General features: G+C 64.8%; 18 protein-coding genes. 14 read left to right on the top strand and 4 right to left on the bottom strand.

Translation table 11 applies throughout. From position 1 onward, the window contains the following. Positions 1 to 4 precede the first annotated feature (4 nt). Positions 5 to 1,123 carry an HDOD domain-containing protein gene (locus DEBA_RS04300; protein ID WP_013257681.1) on the bottom strand — a complete coding sequence of 373 codons (1,119 nt, stop codon included), beginning with the start codon at positions 1,121 to 1,123 and terminating at the stop codon, positions 5 to 7. Between the two features lie 218 nt (positions 1,124 to 1,341). Between DEBA_RS04300 and lexA the strand changes: the two genes are divergently transcribed. Then, positions 1,342 to 1,953 (top strand): transcriptional repressor LexA, encoded by a 612-nt coding sequence (lexA, locus tag DEBA_RS04295; protein WP_013257680.1) that lies wholly within the window; start codon positions 1,342 to 1,344, stop codon positions 1,951 to 1,953. A gap of 24 nt (positions 1,954 to 1,977) precedes the next feature. After that, a complete protein-coding gene (locus tag DEBA_RS04290; RefSeq protein WP_013257679.1) occupies positions 1,978 to 2,304 on the top strand; it encodes a helix-hairpin-helix domain-containing protein in 327 nt (108 codons plus the stop codon). On the opposite strand, the gene DEBA_RS16800 is transcribed toward DEBA_RS04290, so the two are convergent. Continuing rightward, complete coding sequence (locus DEBA_RS16800; protein WP_013257678.1) at positions 2,271 to 2,897, bottom strand: YkgJ family cysteine cluster protein; 627 nt, start codon at positions 2,895 to 2,897, stop codon at positions 2,271 to 2,273. The two genes, DEBA_RS04290 and DEBA_RS16800, sit on opposite strands and share 34 nt — an antisense overlap. 103 nt (positions 2,898 to 3,000) lie before the next feature. Between DEBA_RS16800 and DEBA_RS04280 the strand changes: the two genes are divergently transcribed. From DEBA_RS04280 to DEBA_RS04245, 8 genes are all read left to right on the top strand, one after another. Next, positions 3,001 to 4,302, top strand: a complete 1,302-nt coding sequence (locus DEBA_RS04280; protein WP_013257677.1) for a phenylacetate--CoA ligase family protein — start codon at positions 3,001 to 3,003, stop codon at positions 4,300 to 4,302. Between the two features lie 127 nt (positions 4,303 to 4,429). After that, positions 4,430 to 4,711: a hypothetical protein gene (locus DEBA_RS04275; RefSeq protein WP_013257676.1), complete on the top strand. Its 282-nt coding sequence runs from the start codon at positions 4,430 to 4,432 to the stop codon at positions 4,709 to 4,711. Between the two features lie 14 nt (positions 4,712 to 4,725). Further along, positions 4,726 to 5,661 (top strand): universal stress protein, encoded by a 936-nt coding sequence (locus DEBA_RS16795; protein WP_013257675.1) that lies wholly within the window; start codon positions 4,726 to 4,728, stop codon positions 5,659 to 5,661. 117 nt (positions 5,662 to 5,778) lie between these two features. Then, positions 5,779 to 5,961 carry a hypothetical protein gene (locus DEBA_RS04265; protein WP_043813703.1) on the top strand — a complete coding sequence of 61 codons (183 nt, stop codon included), beginning with the start codon at positions 5,779 to 5,781 and terminating at the stop codon, positions 5,959 to 5,961. A gap of 112 nt (positions 5,962 to 6,073) precedes the next feature. Next, positions 6,074 to 7,255: an MFS transporter gene (locus DEBA_RS04260; RefSeq protein ID WP_013257674.1), complete on the top strand. Its 1,182-nt coding sequence runs from the start codon at positions 6,074 to 6,076 to the stop codon at positions 7,253 to 7,255. Positions 7,256 to 7,321: 66 nt separating this feature from the next. Continuing rightward, positions 7,322 to 8,752 carry an Asp-tRNA(Asn)/Glu-tRNA(Gln) amidotransferase subunit GatB gene (gene gatB / locus DEBA_RS04255; RefSeq protein ID WP_013257673.1) on the top strand — a complete coding sequence of 477 codons (1,431 nt, stop codon included), beginning with the start codon at positions 7,322 to 7,324 and terminating at the stop codon, positions 8,750 to 8,752. A 1-nt stretch (position 8,753) separates the two neighbouring features. Continuing rightward, a complete protein-coding gene (gene mtnA, locus DEBA_RS04250; RefSeq protein ID WP_013257672.1) occupies positions 8,754 to 9,815 on the top strand; it encodes an S-methyl-5-thioribose-1-phosphate isomerase in 1,062 nt (353 codons plus the stop codon). Further along, positions 9,812 to 10,885, top strand: a complete 1,074-nt coding sequence (locus tag DEBA_RS04245; RefSeq protein ID WP_013257671.1) for a branched-chain amino acid aminotransferase — start codon at positions 9,812 to 9,814, stop codon at positions 10,883 to 10,885. The genes mtnA and DEBA_RS04245 overlap by 4 nt, the downstream gene beginning before the upstream one ends. Before the next feature lie 60 nt (positions 10,886 to 10,945). On the opposite strand, the gene DEBA_RS04240 is transcribed toward DEBA_RS04245, so the two are convergent. Continuing rightward, positions 10,946 to 11,569: a response regulator gene (locus DEBA_RS04240; protein WP_013257670.1), complete on the bottom strand. Its 624-nt coding sequence runs from the start codon at positions 11,567 to 11,569 to the stop codon at positions 10,946 to 10,948. A 107-nt stretch (positions 11,570 to 11,676) separates the two neighbouring features. Beyond that, complete coding sequence (locus tag DEBA_RS04235; protein ID WP_222832035.1) at positions 11,677 to 13,059, bottom strand: sigma-54-dependent transcriptional regulator; 1,383 nt, start codon at positions 13,057 to 13,059, stop codon at positions 11,677 to 11,679. A 227-nt stretch (positions 13,060 to 13,286) separates the two neighbouring features. Here DEBA_RS04235 and DEBA_RS04230 point away from each other — a divergent pair, with 227 nt between their 5' ends. From DEBA_RS04230 to DEBA_RS04215, 4 genes are all read left to right on the top strand, one after another. Continuing rightward, a complete protein-coding gene (locus DEBA_RS04230; protein WP_013257668.1) occupies positions 13,287 to 14,630 on the top strand; it encodes a nicotinate phosphoribosyltransferase in 1,344 nt (447 codons plus the stop codon). A gap of 395 nt (positions 14,631 to 15,025) precedes the next feature. Continuing rightward, positions 15,026 to 16,075 carry an IS481 family transposase gene (locus tag DEBA_RS04225; protein ID WP_013257321.1) on the top strand — a complete coding sequence of 350 codons (1,050 nt, stop codon included), beginning with the start codon at positions 15,026 to 15,028 and terminating at the stop codon, positions 16,073 to 16,075. A 23-nt stretch (positions 16,076 to 16,098) separates the two neighbouring features. Beyond that, positions 16,099 to 16,950 (top strand): acyltransferase family protein, encoded by an 852-nt coding sequence (locus DEBA_RS04220; protein WP_013257667.1) that lies wholly within the window; start codon positions 16,099 to 16,101, stop codon positions 16,948 to 16,950. Between the two features lie 122 nt (positions 16,951 to 17,072). Next, the gene (locus DEBA_RS04215; RefSeq protein WP_013257666.1) at positions 17,073 to 17,891 is read left to right on the top strand and encodes a cytidylate kinase family protein; all 819 of its coding nucleotides are present in this window, start codon (positions 17,073 to 17,075) and stop codon (positions 17,889 to 17,891) included. The last annotated feature ends 14 nt before the right edge of the window (positions 17,892 to 17,905 follow it).

Below are 17,905 nucleotides of genomic sequence, written 5' to 3'. Positions count from 1 at the left end.
GCGTTCAGGCGCGCTGGGCCAGGGCCGCCTCGATCTGGGCCAGGGCCTGGTCCAGGCGCAGCAGTTCCTCCTCGGCGGCCTGGGTCTGTTCCTTGCCGCTCAAGGCCTCGGCCAGCTTGCGCGCCAGGCCGCCCAGGCCCAGCAAGCGGCTCTTGAACTGCAAAAACGCCTGCTGCCGCCCAGGGCCGCCCAGGCGTAGTTCGCCGACCATGCGCGCGCGCAGCTCGATGATCGTCTGGCGGGCCTTTTCCAGCACCGCGCCGATGTCGTGCTCCTGGTCCAGGTCGATCTCCATGGCCTCGGCCACCTCGCCGGCCTGGCTCAGCGAATCGAACAAGAGCTGGTTGGCCTCCTCGGCCGACCAGCCAAAGCGCAGTTTGGCCACCCGGTGCACGTCCTCCAGGTCGGCCCCCGGCGCGAAAAACGACTCGGCGGCGCGCCGGGCGAAATCGCACAAAAGGGCCATGGGCGGAGCCGACGATTCGGTCGATGGCGGGATGATGCGCTGGCTGTCATGCAGCACCTCGGGCAGGCCCCAGAACGAAAGCACGGCCCGGCCCAGTTGGCGGTGGTCGACGCCCAGGGCGCGATGGGCCCAAACAACTTGATCGCGCAGGGATTTCTCGAAGCCGGGAAAGCCCTCGGCCTCTTGTGGCGAAAGCACGCGCAGCAAAAGCGGCAGGCCTATCTCGGTGATCAGGCCGGCCACGAAGGCTTCCTCTGGGTTGGGCATGCCCAGGGCGGCCGCGCCGTGGCGGGCCAGGATGGCCCGGTGCAGGCTGGTGCGCCAGAAAAGATTATAGTCGTGACCACCGCCCTTGGCCGGCAAGGCGTCCTTGAGGCTGACCGAAAGGGCCAGCACGCGCACCTCGTTGAGGCCCAACAAGGCCACCGCCCGCTGCACGCTGGCCACCTCGTCGCCCCGGCGATAGGCCACGCTGTTGACCAGGCGCAGAAGCCTGGTGGCAAGGCCGGGATCTTGGCTGATCAACTCGGCCAGTTCGCTCACCGAGACCATGTCGTCGGCGGCCATCTGCATCAGGCGCACGGCGATGGTCGAGAGCGCGGGCAGGTTGCCCTTGGCCAGGACGCGTTGGATAATCTGTTGGCCTAGATCGGACATCGGCTCTGGCTTGCTCCGGCGCGGGTTGGGCGAGATTATGGCCAAATCGACCGCATATTTAAGATATTGTTGCTCATGCGCCCGGCCAAATCAAGCCGGATTCGCGCCCCATCGCCATTGACGAAAAAACCGCCCGCGCGGCGATCGGCCGAAAAAACCACTTGACGCCTGGCTAGACCATTGTATAGCATTGCGTCAACGTTTAATGGGAGGCAAACATGACCAAGGGGCTTACGGCCCGCCAGCGAGAAGTGCTAGATTTCATAGCACATTTCCAAGAATCTCGTGGATATCCGCCCACCGTGCGCGAGGTGGCCGGCCACTTCGGCTTTCGTTCGCCGCGGGCGGCGCACGATCACATGAAGGCCCTTGAGCGCAAAGGTTTTCTGCGCTCCGAGGCCGGCCGGCCCCGGGCCCTGGAGGTCATCGGGGCCAGAAAGCGCGCCCACGGCGGCATTCCCATGCTGGGGCGCATCGCCGCCGGCCAGCCGATCATGGCCGCCGAGGAGGCCGACGAGTTCGTCGACATCGACCCGGCCTACTTTGGCTCGGGCGCTTTTTTCGCCTTGCGGGTGCGCGGCGAATCGATGATCGGCGACCACATCGCCGATGGCGACATGGTCATCCTGCGCTCGCAGACCACGGCCCAGCCGGGCCAGGTGGTGGCGGCGATGATCGACGATGAAGTGACGCTCAAGCACTATCACCCCGGCGCCGACGTGCTGGAGCTGCGGGCGACCAACCCGGCCGTGGCCAACATCCGCGTGGGCCGAGGCGACGGCCCGACCCGCATCTTGGGCGTGATGGTCGGCCTGGTGCGCCGCACCTAAGCCGGGGCGGCGGAAAAAGACCGGATGGCGATCGGAACAGAGCGCGGAGCGGCGGACGACCTGCGGCGCATTCCCGGCGTGGGGCCGGCCATGGCCGGCGATCTGCGCGCGCTGGGTTTTGGCCGCGTGGTCGAGTTGCGCGGCCACGACCCGACGGCCCTTTACGAACGCTTGCGCGTGCTGGCCGGGGGGCGGCTGGACCGTTGCGTGCTCTACGTGTTGCGTTGCGTCATCTACTTCGCCAGCGTCGAAAACCCGCGCGGCGATCTGCTCAAGTGGTGGAATTGGCAAGATAAAGCGCGATCATCCTGGCGACCTCACGCGCCGTGGCCAGGCGATGACGAGTCATAGGCCTCGGGTTGGTGGCCGGCGACAAACTCCTCCAGCCGCCGGAACAGCCGGCGCAGGTCGGCTTCGTTCTGGCCCAGGCGGGCCAGCACCTCGCTCACCCGCCTGGCCCCTTGCTGGGCCAGGCACGTGCGTGAGCCCAGGACCATCAGCCGGCCGCCGGGCGTAAACCAAAACGGATACAGCCGGCAATAGATCGGACGGGCGGCCACGGGCAGTTGGCAGCCGGCCGGGCCCAGAAAATAACACGAGCCGTCCGCTTGCAGGCGCAGGCGCAGACGGCGGCCGCCGGGCATGGTCTGGCCGAGGATGGGGTGGATTTTGTTCACGCCGGCCACAAAGGCCGCCTTGGCCTGGTCGGCCTCGACAAACGCCTCGGGCGCCAAGCCCGAGGCCTGGGCCATCAGCTCGATCTCGCCCCGGGTCAGGCCGAACACGCCGCCGCGACGATCGTCGGCGATGCGGCAACAGCCGTCGCCGGCCAGGTGGCAGCGGGCGCAGATGGTTTGGACGCTGCTTGTTTGACGCGGTTGCTCCATGGCCTTGATTTTATGCCCGGCCGGCCGGCCGTGGCAAGCGCGCCTTTTCTTGCCCAAGGCGCCGCGCCTGTGCTAAAACTTGTCTGCCGGCCGCCAGCCAAGGTTTTGCCCGCCGGCGGCGCGCCAAACAGGCCGGTTTATCATTCATGGGAGCCCGTCGATGATCTGGAACGAAAAAATCGAGTGCGCCTCGCTGGACCAGATGCAGGCGCTGCAGTTGGCCAAACTCCAGGAAACCGTGGCCTGGGTTTACGATAGGGTGCCGTTTTATCGCAACAAGTTCGACTCGATGGGCCTCAAGCCCGACGACGTCAAGAGCCTCGAGGACTTGGCCAAGCTGCCGCTTACGGTCAAGACCGACCTGCGCGACAACTATCCCTTCGGCCTTTGCGCCGTGCCCATGGACGACGTCGTCAAGATCCACGCCTCCAGCGGCACCACCGGCAAACCCATCACCGGCCCCTACACCGCCGACGACATCAACCAGTGGAGGGAATGCGTGGCCCGCAACCTCCACGCCGCCGGCGTCTTCAAAAAAGACATCGTCCAGGTGGCCTATGGCTACGGCCTGTTCACCGGCGGCCTGGGCTTGCAAGGCGGCTGCGACCTGATCGGCTGCGCCACCATCCCCGCCTCCAGCGGCATGACCGAGCGCCAGGTGACGATCATGCGCGATTTTGGCAGCACGGTGCTGTGCTGCACGCCGTCCTACGCCCTGACCATCGCCGAAAAGGCCGCCGACATGGGCGTGGATATCCGCGAGTTGCCGCTGCGGGTGGGCGTTTTCGGCGCCGAGCCCTGGACCGTCGAGATGCGCCAGGAGATCGAGGAGCGCATGGGCATCCGCGCCCACGAGGTCTACGGCCTCACCGAGCTGATGGGCCCCAGCGTCTCCTTCGACTGCCAGCAGCAGGACGGCTTCATGCACATCAACGAAGACCACGTCCTGGCCGAGGTCATCGACCCGGTCACCGAGGAGGTGCTGCCCCTGGGCGAAAAGGGCGAGTTGGTCTTCACGGCCATCCAGCGCCGGGCCATGCCCCTGTTGCGCTACCGCACCCGCGACATCACCGAACTGCGCCGCGAGACCTGTTCGTGCGGCCGCACGCTGCTCAAGATGAAAAAAGTCCTGGGCCGCAGCGACGACATGCTCATCATCAGCGGCGTCAACGTCTTCCCCAGCCAGGTGGAGTCGATCCTGCTGGAGGTGCCCGAGGTCGAGCCGCAATATGTGCTGATCATTCGCAAAAAAGGCTATCTTGACGCCCTCAGCGTCGACGTGGAGGCCAAGGCCGAGGTCTACGACCAGGGCGAGGAAAAATTGCAGGCCGTGGAAAAGCGCATCGAAGGCAAGATTCGCGGCACCATCGGCATCGGCGTCAAGGTGCGCCTGGTGCCGCCCAAGAGCATCGAGCGCTCCGAGGGCAAGGCCAAGCGCGTCTTCGACGCCCGCAAGCTCTAACAAAGGCGCCATCGCCCGGACCAAGCGCCCCGTCCCGCCAACCTGGGGCGGGGCCTTTCGTTTTTTGGCGGGCGGCTTACGGCCGGGTCGCCATGTCGCGCCAGCAAGAACGGAAGTAAAAACAACCATGCGTGACGACAACGCCCATGGCGGGATTTTGCCGCCCAACCCCTTGGACGACCCGGAAAACCGCCGGCGCATCGCCAGCCTGGAGCGCGAGATCGAGGATTTCGCCCGCGAGCAAAAAGAGGTCGAGGCCCAGGCCCACGAGTTGATGGCCCGCGAATTGGCTGGCGAAGGGCCATTCGCCCAGGAAATACACCGGCTCAAGCAGCGCAAGATGGTTCTGATCACCCAGGCCCAGGCCAACCGCGCGCGCATCAACCAGATTTTGTGGGGAACACGCTGAAACGGGAGGCGACCATGGACAAAAAAATCATCATAGCCGTTGACGGTTCGGCCGAGTGCGATCGGGCCGTGGACTATGTGGGCCTCATGGAAGGGGCCATGATCAAGGATTTGATGGTCACCTTGTTTTTCGTGATGAATCCGGTGCCGCAATTCTTGCGGCGCGAGGCCCACAAGGATCCCGAGTCGTACAAGCGGCTCAAGGAGTTGCAAAGCCGCAACCGTCAGCAGGCCGACGCCGTCCTGGGCCAGGCCAAGGCCCGCCTGATGCGCCACGGCCTACCCGAGGAGCGCATCGAGACCAAGGCCCTGCCGCGCAACGCCGACGCCGCCCGCGACATCCTTTTCGAGGCCGAGCAAGGCCTCTACGACGCCCTGGTCCTGGGCCGGCGCGGCCTGTCCAAGGCCCAGGAGTTTTTCGTGGGCAGCGTCACCAACAAGATCGTCCAGCACGCCGAACGCGTGCCGGTGTGGATCGTCGGTGGCCGCGTGCACAGCCTGAAGATCCTCTGCGCGGTGGACGGCTCGGAGGGGTCGCTACGCGCGGTCGATCACATGGCCTTCATGCTGGGCGGCAACCCGGAGTGCCAGATCACCCTCTTCCACGTCGGGGCGTCGTTGGCCAACTATTGCTCCATCGATTTCGACGCGCCCCTGGATGGCGAACTGGAAGGCGACATCATGAAAAGCGACGGCGAGTGCATGGCCGACTTTTACCATCGCGCCGTGAAAGTCCTTGAGGAATCGGGCATCGCCGCCGACCAGATCGAGACCAGAACCCACGAAAACGCTCGCAGCGTGACCACGGCCATCGTCAACGAGGTCAAAAACGGCGACTACGGCACGGTGGTGGTGGGCCGTCGCGGCGAAAACCGTTCGTTCTTCCTGGGCCACGTCAGCGACAAGGTCGTGGCCAAGTGCGCCGACGTGGCCGTGTGGGTGGTTGGTTAGATCAACGGCGTTTTTTTGCCGCAACGGATGTTTGACATTGCGCCATTGTGGTAATATGCTTTTGACAGCGTGACAAGTCGATGAACGACCCGCCATTTTTGGACAGGGAGCGCGATCATGTGCGAATGTTGCGGCGGCAAACGGCCCCAAGGCATCGGCCTTTCGGCCGACCATCAGCACGACCATGACCACGACCACGATCATCAGCATGGCCACGGCCACGATCATCACGAGCACGCCCACAATCACGACCACGCCCCGGCCGCCCCACGAATTACCGTCGTAGAGGCCGCCAAATGAGGGAGGGGTCGCCGAGATAGCATTTTTTGCTTGCAACGCGCGTTGACCGCGCGCCGAACGCCCCCGCCACTCATGACGGGGGCGTTTTTGTATTCATGGGCCAAGGCGAACGATGCAGCGCACAGCCGACGACAAGTTATTGCTGATCCTGGGCCTGGCCGTGTTCGTGGCCATGCTGGGCGTGGGCTCGATCGTGCCGTTTTTGTCGATCTACGGCCAGCGCCTGGGGGCCTCGGGCGCGCTGATAGGCTTGATTTTCAGCGCCTTTTCCTTTAGCCGGGGGCTGTTCGCGCCGCTGGTGGGCCTGGTCTCCGACCGGGTGGGCCGCAAGCTGTTCATCGCCCTGGGCCTGGCCGGCAACGTGGGCGCGGCGGTGGCGCTGCTGTTTGCCCAGAGCGCCTGGGATTTGCTGTTTTGCCGCATGGCCCAGGGCGTGTTCGCGGCGATGATCTTGCCGGTGTGCCTGGCCCTGGTGGCCGATCTGACGCCGGCCGGCCAGGAGGGCCGCTATGTTGGTGGCTTCAACACAGCGTTTTTGCTGGGCTTTGGCCTGGGGCCATTTTTGGGTGGCGTGGTTTACGACGTCTGGGACATGGCCGGCAACCTTTATCTGATGGGCGGTTTCAGCCTGCTGGCGCTGGCGGCGGTGTGGCTGGGCGTGCGCGAGCCGCGCGGCGGCCGGGGCAAGATCGGCGGGGCCAGCCACGGCATGCGCCTCTACGCCGACCGGGCGTTCGTGGGCCTGATGCTGGCGCGGGTGGGCATGGCCGCGGGCATGGGCTGTTTCATCGCTTTTTTGCCGCTGCTGGCCGTGGAAAAAGGCCTAGCCCAGGCCCAGGTCGGCACGCTTTTGGGCCTCAACGTCATCGTGATGGTGGCGGTGCAGCGGCCCGGTGGGGCCTTGGCCGACCGCTGGCCTCGGCTGCCGCTGGCGCTGGCTGGCTTGGTGGCCTCTGGCGCGTGCAAGGCGGCGCTGCCGCTGTGCGACGGCTTTTGGCAGATGGCCGGGGCGGCGCTGCTGGAGGGCCTGGGCTCGGGTCTGGGCCTGCCGCCGCTGATGGCCCTGGTCATCGGCCGGGGCAAGGATTTGGGCGTGGAGATGGGCGCGACCATGGGCGCGTTCACCTTGGCGCTGAGCCTGGGCGTGTTTGCCGGGCCGCCGGTGGGCGGCTGGCTGGCCGATCAGGCCGGCCAGGCCGGGCCGTTGTACTTCGCCGGCGCGGTGACGATCGTCGGCGCGCTGGCCATGGCGGCGCTCACCGGTTCGGCGCGGGTGGGCCTTGGCCGGTCTTGACTTTGACATTGGCGCGGAGTAATTTGTTGGCTTATCGTCCATCTGTTTGGCTTTAGGGAAATTGTCATGGACTATGAAGCGGTTATCGGGCTGGAGGTCCATGCCCAGCTCCTGACCCGATCCAAGATTTTCTGCGGCTGCTCCACCAGTTTCGGCCAGCCGCCCAACAGCAATGTCTGCCCGGTCTGCCTGGGCATGCCCGGCGTTTTGCCGGTGCTGAATCAACAGGTGGTCGAGCTGGCCATGCGCGCGGCCCTGGCCACCGGCTGCCAGGTGGCTGAGCGCAGCGTCTGGGCCCGCAAAAACTACTTTTATCCCGACCTGCCCAAGGGCTACCAGATCAGCCAATACGAGCTGCCATTGGCCCAGCACGGTCGGCTGGAGATAACCGTCGACGGCCAGGAAAAATGCGTGGGCATCACACGCATTCACATGGAGGAAGACGCCGGCAAGCTGGTCCACGACCCCAGCCTGCCCCAGAGCTACGTCGACCTCAACCGCACGGGCGTGCCGCTGATCGAGATCGTCAGCGAGCCCGACATGCGCTCGCCCGAGGAGGCCGGGGCCTATCTGCGGGCCCTGCGCGACATCTTGGTCTATCTGGAGGTCTGCGACGGCAACATGGAGGAGGGCTCTTTCCGCTGCGACGCCAACGTCAGCATCCGGCCCCTGGGCCAGGAAAAGCTGGGCACCCGCGCCGAGCTGAAAAACATGAACTCCTTCCGCAACGTGATGAAGGCCATCGACTACGAGATTCGCCGGCAAAAGGCCATCCTCGACGAGGGCGGCCAGGTGATCCAGCAGACCAGGCTCTGGGACGACGCCGCCGGCAAGACCGTGGCCATGCGCGGCAAGGAAGAAGCCCACGATTATCGCTACTTCCCCGACCCCGACCTGCTGCCGCTGGAGATCGCGCCGGCCTGGTTGGCCCGCGTGGGACAAGGCCTGCCCGAGTTGCCGGCGGCCAAACGCCAGCGCTTCCAGCAGGCCCACGGCCTGTCGGCCTACGACGCCGAGGTGCTCTGCGCCGAGCGGGCCCTGGCTGATTATTTCGAGGCCGCCGTCAACGCCGGCGCGCCGGCCAAGGCCGCGGCCAACTGGATCATGAGCGATCTGCTGGGCGCGCTGCGGGCCGAGGGACAGGCCATCGGCCAGTGCGCCGTGACGCCCCAGGCCCTGGCCGAACTGCTGGCCCTGGTGGCCTCGGGCCAGATCAGCGGCAAGATAGCCAAGGACATCTTTCCGCTGATGCTGGAGACTGGCCAGAGCGCGGCGACCATTGTCGAGCAAAAAGGCCTGCGCCAGGTCTCCGACAGCGGCGAGTTGCAAGCGGTCTTGGAACGGATCATCGCCGAAAGCCCCAAGGAGGCCGAGGGCTACCGAGCCGGCAAGAAAAAACTGATGGGCTATTTCGTGGGCCAGGTGATGAAGGCCACCAAGGGTCAGGCCAATCCCCAGGCCGTCAACGAATTGGTCGAAAAGCTGCTGGGAGATTGAGGTGACGATCAGGCCCATATATTGGCAAGACGAGGCGGTGATGATCCTCGACCAGCGCCTGCTGCCGGGCAAGCTGGTCTACCTGCCCTGTCGTGACATGCGCCGGGTGATCCATTGCATCAAGACCCTGGCCGTGCGCGGCGCGCCAGCCATCGGCGTGGCCGCGGCCATGGGCCTGGTTCTGGCCGCCCGGGCGATCAAGGCCGACGATCCGGCCAAGTTTCGCGCCGCCCTGGCCCGCCGGGCCCAGGTCATGGCCCAGGCCCGGCCCACGGCGGTGAATCTGGCTTGGGCCTGTGGGCAAATGCTGGAGACGGCCCGCGCCGCCGAGGGCGAGGTGTCGGCCATCGTCGAGGCGCTGTATCACAAAAGCCAGCGCATGCTCGAAGACGACATCGCCATCAACCAGGCCATGGGCCGTCACGGCGCGGCGTTGGTCCCCCACGGGGCCACGATCCTGACCCACTGCAACGCCGGGGCCCTGGCCACTGGCGGCTACGGCACGGCCCTGGGCGTGGCGCGCGCCGCCGCCGAGGCCGGCAAGAACCCAAGCGTCATCGCCGACGAAACCAGGCCCCTGCTGCAAGGCGCGCGCCTGACGGCCTGGGAGATGGTCCAAGAGAACATCCCCGTGCGCGTGGCCCCGGACAGCGCCGTCGGTGTAATCATGAGTCGGGGCATGGTCGATCTGGTGGTGGTGGGCGCCGACCGCATCGCCATGAACGGCGACGTGGCCAACAAGGTGGGCACCTTCAACGTGGCCTTGCAGGCCCAGCGCCACGGCGTGCCCTTCTACGTGGCCGCGCCCCTTTCGACCATCGACCCCGGCGCCAAATCCGCTGACGACATCCCCATCGAGGAGCGTGCGGCCGTCGAGATAACCAAGCTCGGCGGCAGGGCAATTGCCGCGCCCGGAGCGGGGGCCATCAATTTCGCCTTCGACGTGACGCCCAACGACTTGGTCACGGCCATCATCACCGAAGTGGGCGTCCTGCGGCCGCCATATGAAAAATCCTTGGCCCAAGCCAAGGCCAATGAAAAAATACAAGGAGCCGGACGATGAACATCGCCAAAACCCTCAAACCCAAAGACCAATTGAAGCCCAAACCGGCCGACGAAAACAACCTGGGCTTCGGCCGGATCTTCACCGATCACATGCTGCTGATGGACTACCAGACCGGCAAGGGCTGGCACAACCCCCGCGTGGAGCCCTATGGGCCCTTCACCCTGGACCCGGCGGCGATGATCTTTCACTATGGCCAGGAGGTCTTCGAGGGCCTCAAGGCCTATCGCGGCGAGGGCGGCCACGTCTACATGTTCCGCCCGGCGGCCAACATCGAGCGCATGAACCGCTCGTGCGACCGGCTGTGCATCCCGGCCCTGCCCAACGAGGTGGTGCTGGAGGCCATGTACGAGCTGATCCGCGTCGAGCAGGACTGGATCCCCCGCGCCGAGGGCACCAGCCTCTACGTGCGGCCGACGATCATCGCCACCGAGGCCTGCCTGGGCGTCAAGACCAGCGCCACGTATCTGTTCTACATCATCACCGGGCCGGTGGGGGCCTACTACGCCGAGGGCTTCAACCCGGTGCGCATCTGGGTCGAGGAAAAATACGTGCGCGCGGCCATCGGCGGCACCGGCGAGGCCAAGACGTCGGGCAACTACGCCTCCAGCCTCAAGGCGGCCACCGAGGCCCACGAAAAGGGCTTCACCCAGGTGCTGTGGCTCAACGCCTGCGACCGCCAGAGCATCGAGGAAGTGGGCACGATGAACATCTTCTTCAAGATCGCCGGCGAAGTGATCACCTCGCCCCTGGACGGCTCGATCCTGCCCGGCGTGACCCGCGACTCGGTGCTGGCCCTGTGCCGCCACTGGGGCATGAACGTCAGTGAGCGCCAACTGACCATCGACGACATCATCGCCGCGGCCAAGGCCGGCACGCTGGAGGAGGCCTTCGGCACGGGCACCGCCGCGGTGATCAGCCCGGTGGGCTCGATCCACTTCAAGGGCCAGGATTACCAGGTGGCCGACGGTCAGACCGGGGCGCTCAGCCTCAAGCTCTATGACGAGATCACCGGCATTCAGCTTGGCAAAAAGCCCGATCCCTTCGGCTGGGTGGTCAAAGTGGCCTGAGGCCCGACCAACGCGCGACCAAAGCGCCCTTCCCGCTCCGGCGGGAGGGGCGTTTTCTTGTCAGGCCGAAAGATGCTGGACCATCTCCAGCAGGCGGCGCAGGCGCTCGCTGGCGTTCTGGGCCTGGGCCAGGGCCGCCGGCCGGTCGGCCAGCTTTTCGCAGAGCCCACGCAGTTCGGCCAGGGCCGCCCGCAGCGGCTCGTTGACCTCGCCGGTGACCAGCTCCATGAAGCGGCGCTTGGCCTGATCGCGCTCGTTTTGCAAGCGCTGGCCGCGCTCCAGCAGGCGGCGCTGCTCCTGTGCCCGGCTGGCCATCAGGCGCAGTTCGTCGGGCGTGAAGGGCTTGGCCAGAAAGTCGAAGGCCCCGTGGCGCAGGGCCGCCATGGCCAGGCTGACGGTGGCGTAGGCCGTCACGACCACCAGCACCGCCCCCGGCGCGGCCAGGCCGATGTGGTCCAGAAGCTCCAGGCCGGCCATGCCCGGCATCTTCAGGTCCACGAAGATGACATGGGGCTTGAGTTCGCGGACCAAGCGCAGGCCCTCGCCGCCCTCGCCGGCGATGGTCGTCTGGAACCCTTCGCGGCGCAGAACCTCCTGGCAGGCCTCGCGCATGGACGCCTCGTCATCGATTATCAGAACGCGCGTGTTTTCGGGGCTGAAGGGGTCGCTGCCGGGCTCGGGCATGGGGCGCTCCCGCTGGGGTGATAATGGGGCGCGCGGGCAATGACCGCATTGCCTAGGCGCATACCATGATATTGCCCAGCCCGGGGCGCTCAGGTCAAGGGGGTAGGTCAGTCGGCGTCGGGGCCCTGGTCTTCCAGGCCATATTTGCGGATCTTGAGGCGCAGCGTCTTGCGGTCGATGCCCAGGGCCTTGGCCATCTCGCCGCGATGGCCGGCCAGGCGGTTCATGGCCCGGATGATCTGGCGTTTTTCCAGCTCGGCCAGCGAAAGCAGCTCGCCGTCGTCCGCGCCGCTGTGGACCGCCGCCGGCGAGCCGGCCTCGATGTCGGCCAGGGTGATCAGCTCGCCGCCGGCCAGCACGGCCAGGCGCTGGACGGCGTTTTCCAGCTCGCGCACGTTGCCCGGCCAGGGCTGGCGGGCCAGGGCCTCCATGGCCTGGGGCGCGAAGCCGCGCACCCGCGAGGGGCTGCGGTAGCGATAGCGGTCCAGAAAATATTCGGCCAGAACGGGCACGTCCTCGGGCCGATCCTTGAGCGGCGGCAGCTCGATGTGCACGACGTTGAGCCGATAGAAAAGATCCTGGCGAAAGGTTCCGGCCTGGACGGCCTGGGCCAAATTCTGGTTGGTGGCGGCCACCAGGCGGGTGTCCACCGAGATCAGACGGTTGGAGCCCACCCGGCAGACGGCGCGGTCCTCGACGGCCTTGAGCAGCTTGGCCTGAATCTCCCAGCTGATGTTGGCCACCTCGTCGAAAAACAGCGTGCCGCCGTCGGAAAGCTCGAACTTGCCCATCTTGTCGGCGTCGGCCCCGGTGAAAGAGCCCTTGACGTGGCCGAAAAGCTCGGACTCGAAAAGCGTCGGCACCAGGGTCGAGCAGTCCACGGCCACGAATGGCGAGGAGCGCCGCGCCGACAGCTCGTGGATGATGCGGGCCAGGATGCCCTTGCCGGTGCCGCTCTGGCCGGTGAGCAAGACGGTGGCGTCGGACATGGCCACGCGTCGGGCCAGGTCCATGATCTTTTCGATGGCCGCGGAGCGATAGATCATGCGGGTGGGGCTGCGGCGTTTGATTTCGTCTTTGAGGTAGGCGTTTTCGAGGATGAGCTGGCGTTTTTCTCGGGCCTTTTCCACCGCGCCCCGCAGGCGGTCGGGCGTGAAAGGCTTGCTGACAAAATCAAAGGCCCCCAGCTTCATGGCCTCCACCGCCCGCTCGATGGAGCCGTGACCACTGATGATGATCACCACCGCGTGGGGGTCTTGTTCGATGATGCGCCGCAGGACGGTCATGCCGTCGATGTCTGGCATGCGCAGGTCGAGCATGATCACGTCAAAGGCGAACTTGCCCAGAAGGGCCAGGCCGCCCCTGCCGCCCTCGGCCAGCTCCACGTGGTGGCCCTGACGGCGCAAAATCTCGCGGCAAGCGTCGCGCAGGGCGGGATCATCGTCAATGACCAATATTTTCATCTGGTTGGCTACCAAGGGCTCCCTCACAAATTTGTTCCATTTGTAACATATCGTTGCCCCCCCGCGCAAGAGAGCCCAAGGCGGAAATCCCGGCGTTGACGAAAAGGGCATTTCGGACTAGTTTTGGGCCCAACGATGCGAAGCAAGACGAGGCGCTCGGCTCTGGCCCTGGCCTTTCGTCGTTCAAGCCGCCCCGCGTTAAACGGGGCCGGGCCGCCGCCGGCCCGTCAGTCACAGGAAGCGAGACACAGCGCATGCGCCCAGCAGCCTTGGCCCTGCACACCGATTTTTATCAACTGACCATGGCCGCCAGCTATTTTGAGCACGGGCTGGACCAGCAAGCCACCTTCAGCCTCTTTGCCCACGCCACGCCGCCGGAGCGGGGCTACATGGTGGCCGCCGGTCTGGAAGACTGCCTGGAATACCTGGAAAACTTCCGTTTCAGCGCCGAGGAGATCGACTATCTGCGTTCGCTGGGCCGCTTCAGCCGGGGGTTCGTCGACTACTTGGCGGGAATGCGCTTTGGCGGCGAGGTCTGGGCCGCGCCCGAGGGCACGGTGTTTTTCGCCGAGGAGCCCATCCTCGAACTGAGCGCCTCGTTGATCGAGGCCCAGCTCGTCGAGACGTTTCTGGTCAACACCGTCAACCACAACAGCACCATCGCCGCCAAGGCCGCCCGCTGCCAGCAGGCCGCCGCCGGCCGCGCCTGCGTGGATTTCAGCCTGCGCCGCACCATGGGCCTGGACGCCGGCTTCGCCGCGGCGCGTTCTTCGGCCATCGCCGGCTTTGGCGGCACCAGCAACGTGGCCGCGGCCATGGCCCTGGGGCTCAAGCCCGTGGGCACCATGGCCCATTCGTTCATCCAGGCCGTGGGCGACGAAAAAAACGCCTTTGATCTGTTCGCCCAGACATTCCCCGATCACACGGTGCTGTTGGTCGACACCTACGACACCGCCCGGGGCCTGGCGCGGGCGGTGGAGACGGCCCGAACCCTGGCCGCCCAGGGTCACGCCATGATCGGCGTGCGCCTGGATTCGGGCGATCTGGCGGCCATGAGCCGCCTGGCCCGCCAGACGCTCGACGCGGCCGGCCTGGAGCGCGCGCTGGTGATGGTCTCGGGCAACCTGGACGAATATCGCATCGCCGATCTTTTGGCCGCCGGCGCGCCCATCGACATGTTCGGCGTGGGCACCAGGATGGGCGCCTCGGCCGACCAGCCCTACACCGACTTCACCTTCAAGCTGGTGGCCTACCAGGGCCGGCCCACCCTCAAGCTCAGCGAGGGCAAGATGACCTGGGCCGGGGCCAAGCAGATCTACCGCTCCCACGACGCCGCCGGGATCATCAGCGGCGACGAGCTTTGCCTGCGCCACGAAGCCCGCCCGGCCAAGGCCCTCCTGCAACCGATGATGCAAGGCGGCCGCCGCCTGGCGCCGCCCGTCGGCTGGGCAGCGGCCCAGCAGGTGCTGCAAGCCGAGTTGGCCAGCCTGCCAGCCCAATGCCGGCTCATCCGCGCGCCGCAACCCCTGGCCCCGACCGTCAGCCCGTTGCTGCGCCAGGTGCAAGACGACGCCCGCCAAGCCGCCCTGGCTAAGTGACGCCCCCCGTCTGGGCGGCAAAGCGCCGCGCTACGGCCGAATTAGCGAGTTGACAAAATGTGGTGACTCGGGCACTTTAAAATACTACACGGAGAAACGAGCTTGCCCATCAGGGGAAACTCGACTTCGCGTCATGATCAACTGAACCCCTGCCATTCGGTTGCATCATTTGCTCAACACCCCACATTGCCTTAGCCGTTCAAACGCGCAAGAGCACGACCATCATGGATAAACAACCGACGATCGCCACCCGAATTGCTTTTCTGGATTACCTGCGTGTGCTGATCTAGTAATGACCTGACAGTCGACCACGTAGAGGAAGTGGTCATGCCGCCCTTGGTTGGGGTAGGTTTGTAGTTGCGAAACTCGAACAAACCTCAACACAGGAGGGCAACATGACCACGGAGAAGAAGGTAGCACGAAGGAAGCTGAGTCTGCTAGAGCTTGCTGGGGAATTGAGCAACGTCAGCCGGGCCTGCAAACTGATGGGCTACTCGCGGCAGCAGTTTTACGAGATTCGGCGCAATTTCCAGACCTACGGCGCACAGGGCCTTGTGGACCGTTTGCCCGGCCCCAAGGGGCCGCATCCCAATCGTGTGGAAGCGGAGGTTGAGGCGGCGATCATGGCTTACAGCCTGGAGTATCCGACCCACGGAGCGCTTCGCGTGTCGCAGCAATTGGCCCTTCGCGGCGTGCAAGTGAGTTCCGGCGGCGTGCGAGGCGTGTGGAGTCGCCACGAGATGCTCACGCGGCACGAGCGTCTTTTGCGTCTCGAGCAATCGGTTCGCGCCCAGGACATTCAACTCAGCGACGAGCAGATTCGGGCTTTGGAGCGCTTCAGCCCGGAGTTTCGCGACCGCCACATCGAGGCCCGGCACACCGGGGCCCTGGTGGCGGTGGACACGTTTTTCGTTGGCGCGCTCAAGGGCGTGGGCAAGGTGTATCTACAATCGGTCATCGACTGCCACAGCCGCCACGCCTGGGGTCGCCTGTACACCAGCAAGCTTCCGGTCACGGCGGTGCATGTGCTCAACGAGGAAGTGCTGCCGTGCTTTGAGGCCCACGACGCGGTGATTGAGACGGTGCTTTCGGACAATGGGCGAGAGTTTTGCGGCCGGCCAGACCAGCATCCGTATGAGCTGTTTCTGCAGCTTGAGGGGATCGAACACCGCACCACCAGGGTGCGTCGGCCTCAGAGCAATGGCTTCGTGGAACGGCTTCACCGGACGCTCTTGGACGAGCATTTCCGGATCAAGGGCCGTCAGAAATGGTATGAAACCTTGGATGAGATGCAGGCCGACTTGGATGAGTATCTGCGCCATTACAACCATGAGCGGGCGCACCAGGGCCGGAACATGAACGGCAGGACGCCGAGTCAGGCTTTCCTGGAGGGCCTGCCCGGGCGTAAGAAGCCCAAGGAAAAGGCGTCCCAAAAGGCCGCCTAAAAATCACCCCGCCAGGGGCGGCAGTGTCAGGTAAATACTATATCTGTACACAAAGCGAAACTTCTGGCGAGTTCCTGATCAAACGAGTATTCAGAATCTATCCACTGTTTATTGTCGCGGTGCTGACAGAGGGGGCCTTCTCCATTTATCATGGCGCAGAGGCGCCAAAGCTGTCTGTTTTGATCCCACGCCTGCTGCTAATCGGCGATGTTTTTCAAACAAATCTCGCTCTGGGCGGAGTCGAGTGGACCCTTCGCGTCGAGATTACATTTTATGTTTTCATGGCCGCCTTATCGTACCTGAATTTAATAAAACAACGTAAAATTATCCTACCATGCGTCATGGTGGCGACCATCTTCATTTGCGCTCTTTGCTCTCCGTTTCCTCATGTTGGCTGGACCAAATCGTACCTAACCATGTACGGGCCCTTTTTGTTGTTGGGATCGATGATCTATCTTTATGAAATACGTCAAGTTAAGCTCAGCTTCCTATTAATCTTCGTTTGCATGGTTTTTGGCAATCTATTTTGGCAGACGGCGACCTATCAACCGCGTCTAATCAATAGCCATTTTTCAGCCTTGGCTTTTTTGTTATTTATCATTATGTGGGCCTTCCGTTCGCATCTGAAAGTCACGCCATTCATCCTGTTTCTTTCAGATTTAACGTATTCTGTCTACTTGTTTCATAAGTGGCTTTTCGGCATCATAAAACATGCTATTGGCCCTTGGGGAATCCCCTTCATCCCCCTTGATATCCAAGTGCTTATAGTTTTGTTCACGTTGTGTTCCCTGCTGGTCGCACTCATCGAAAAGCCGGGAATCAGGCTCGGCCGCAAGATCGTCACGCGCCTGAACCGCCGCCGGCAACCAGCGTGACCGCGATTAGCCCTTCGGCCCGATTGCGTTCAACCCCCTTGGTCGTGCTAAGCTGAAATCAGCGGCGGTCGGAAATCACCGCGCCGCCCCTTCAGCCATGCCGCGAAAAGGGAGGACCGCTCATGAGCATCATCACCGTATCCGGGGAAATGGGCTCGCTAAGGGACGAACTGGCCCTGTGCATCAGCCAGCAAGGCGGGTTGGAGTGCGTCGACCGCCGCACGCTCATGGAGGCCGTCGAGGGCCTGGTCGAACTCTCCAGGGACGAGCATCAGCTTTTGGCCGAACAGGGCCCGGCCCTTTTGGACATGAGCATCCGCCGGCGGCGGGTGTTCGCGGCCTTCCTGGAGACAGTCGTGTTGCAATACGCCCAAAAGGGCGACGTGGTGCTGGTGGGGCGGGGCGCCAACCTGCTTTTGCGCCTGGTGCCGGGGGTGCTCAGGGTGCGCACCGTGGCTCCGTTGGAGCTGCGCGCCAGCCGCCTGGCCCAGCGCGACAACCTGGAGATGGACCGCGCCCGCCAACTGGCCACGGTGGTCGATCAGCAGCGCCGGGCCTACCTGGCCCACGTCTTCGGGGCCGATTGGTCCTCGCCGCTGAGCTACGACATGGTGCTCAACATGGGCCGGCTCTCGCTGGACCAGGCCGCCACCACCGTGCTGGACTTGGCCGCCCACCCCGAGTTCCAGCTCTCCGACGAAAGCCGGCGCTTGATCGCCGACATGGTCATGGCCTCCAAGGTCCGCCGTCAGATGGTCGCCGAGGTCGACGTCCACGCCCTGGAGGTGACCAGCGAAGACGGCGTGGTGACCATCGCCGGCTACGTGGCCTCGCCCGAGGACAGGCGTCGGGCCCTGAATCTGGCGCGCCAGACGCCCGGCGTGGCCGAGGTGCGCTCGGCCCTGGAGGTCTCGCCCACGCTGATGAAGTTCTTGCCCTGAGCCGGCCGGGCGCG

It is taken from the genome of Desulfarculus baarsii DSM 2075 (assembly GCF_000143965.1).
GTDB lineage: Bacteria > Desulfobacterota > Desulfarculia > Desulfarculales > Desulfarculaceae > Desulfarculus > Desulfarculus baarsii.
This window is presented reverse-complemented; position numbering and strand designations above follow the sequence as displayed.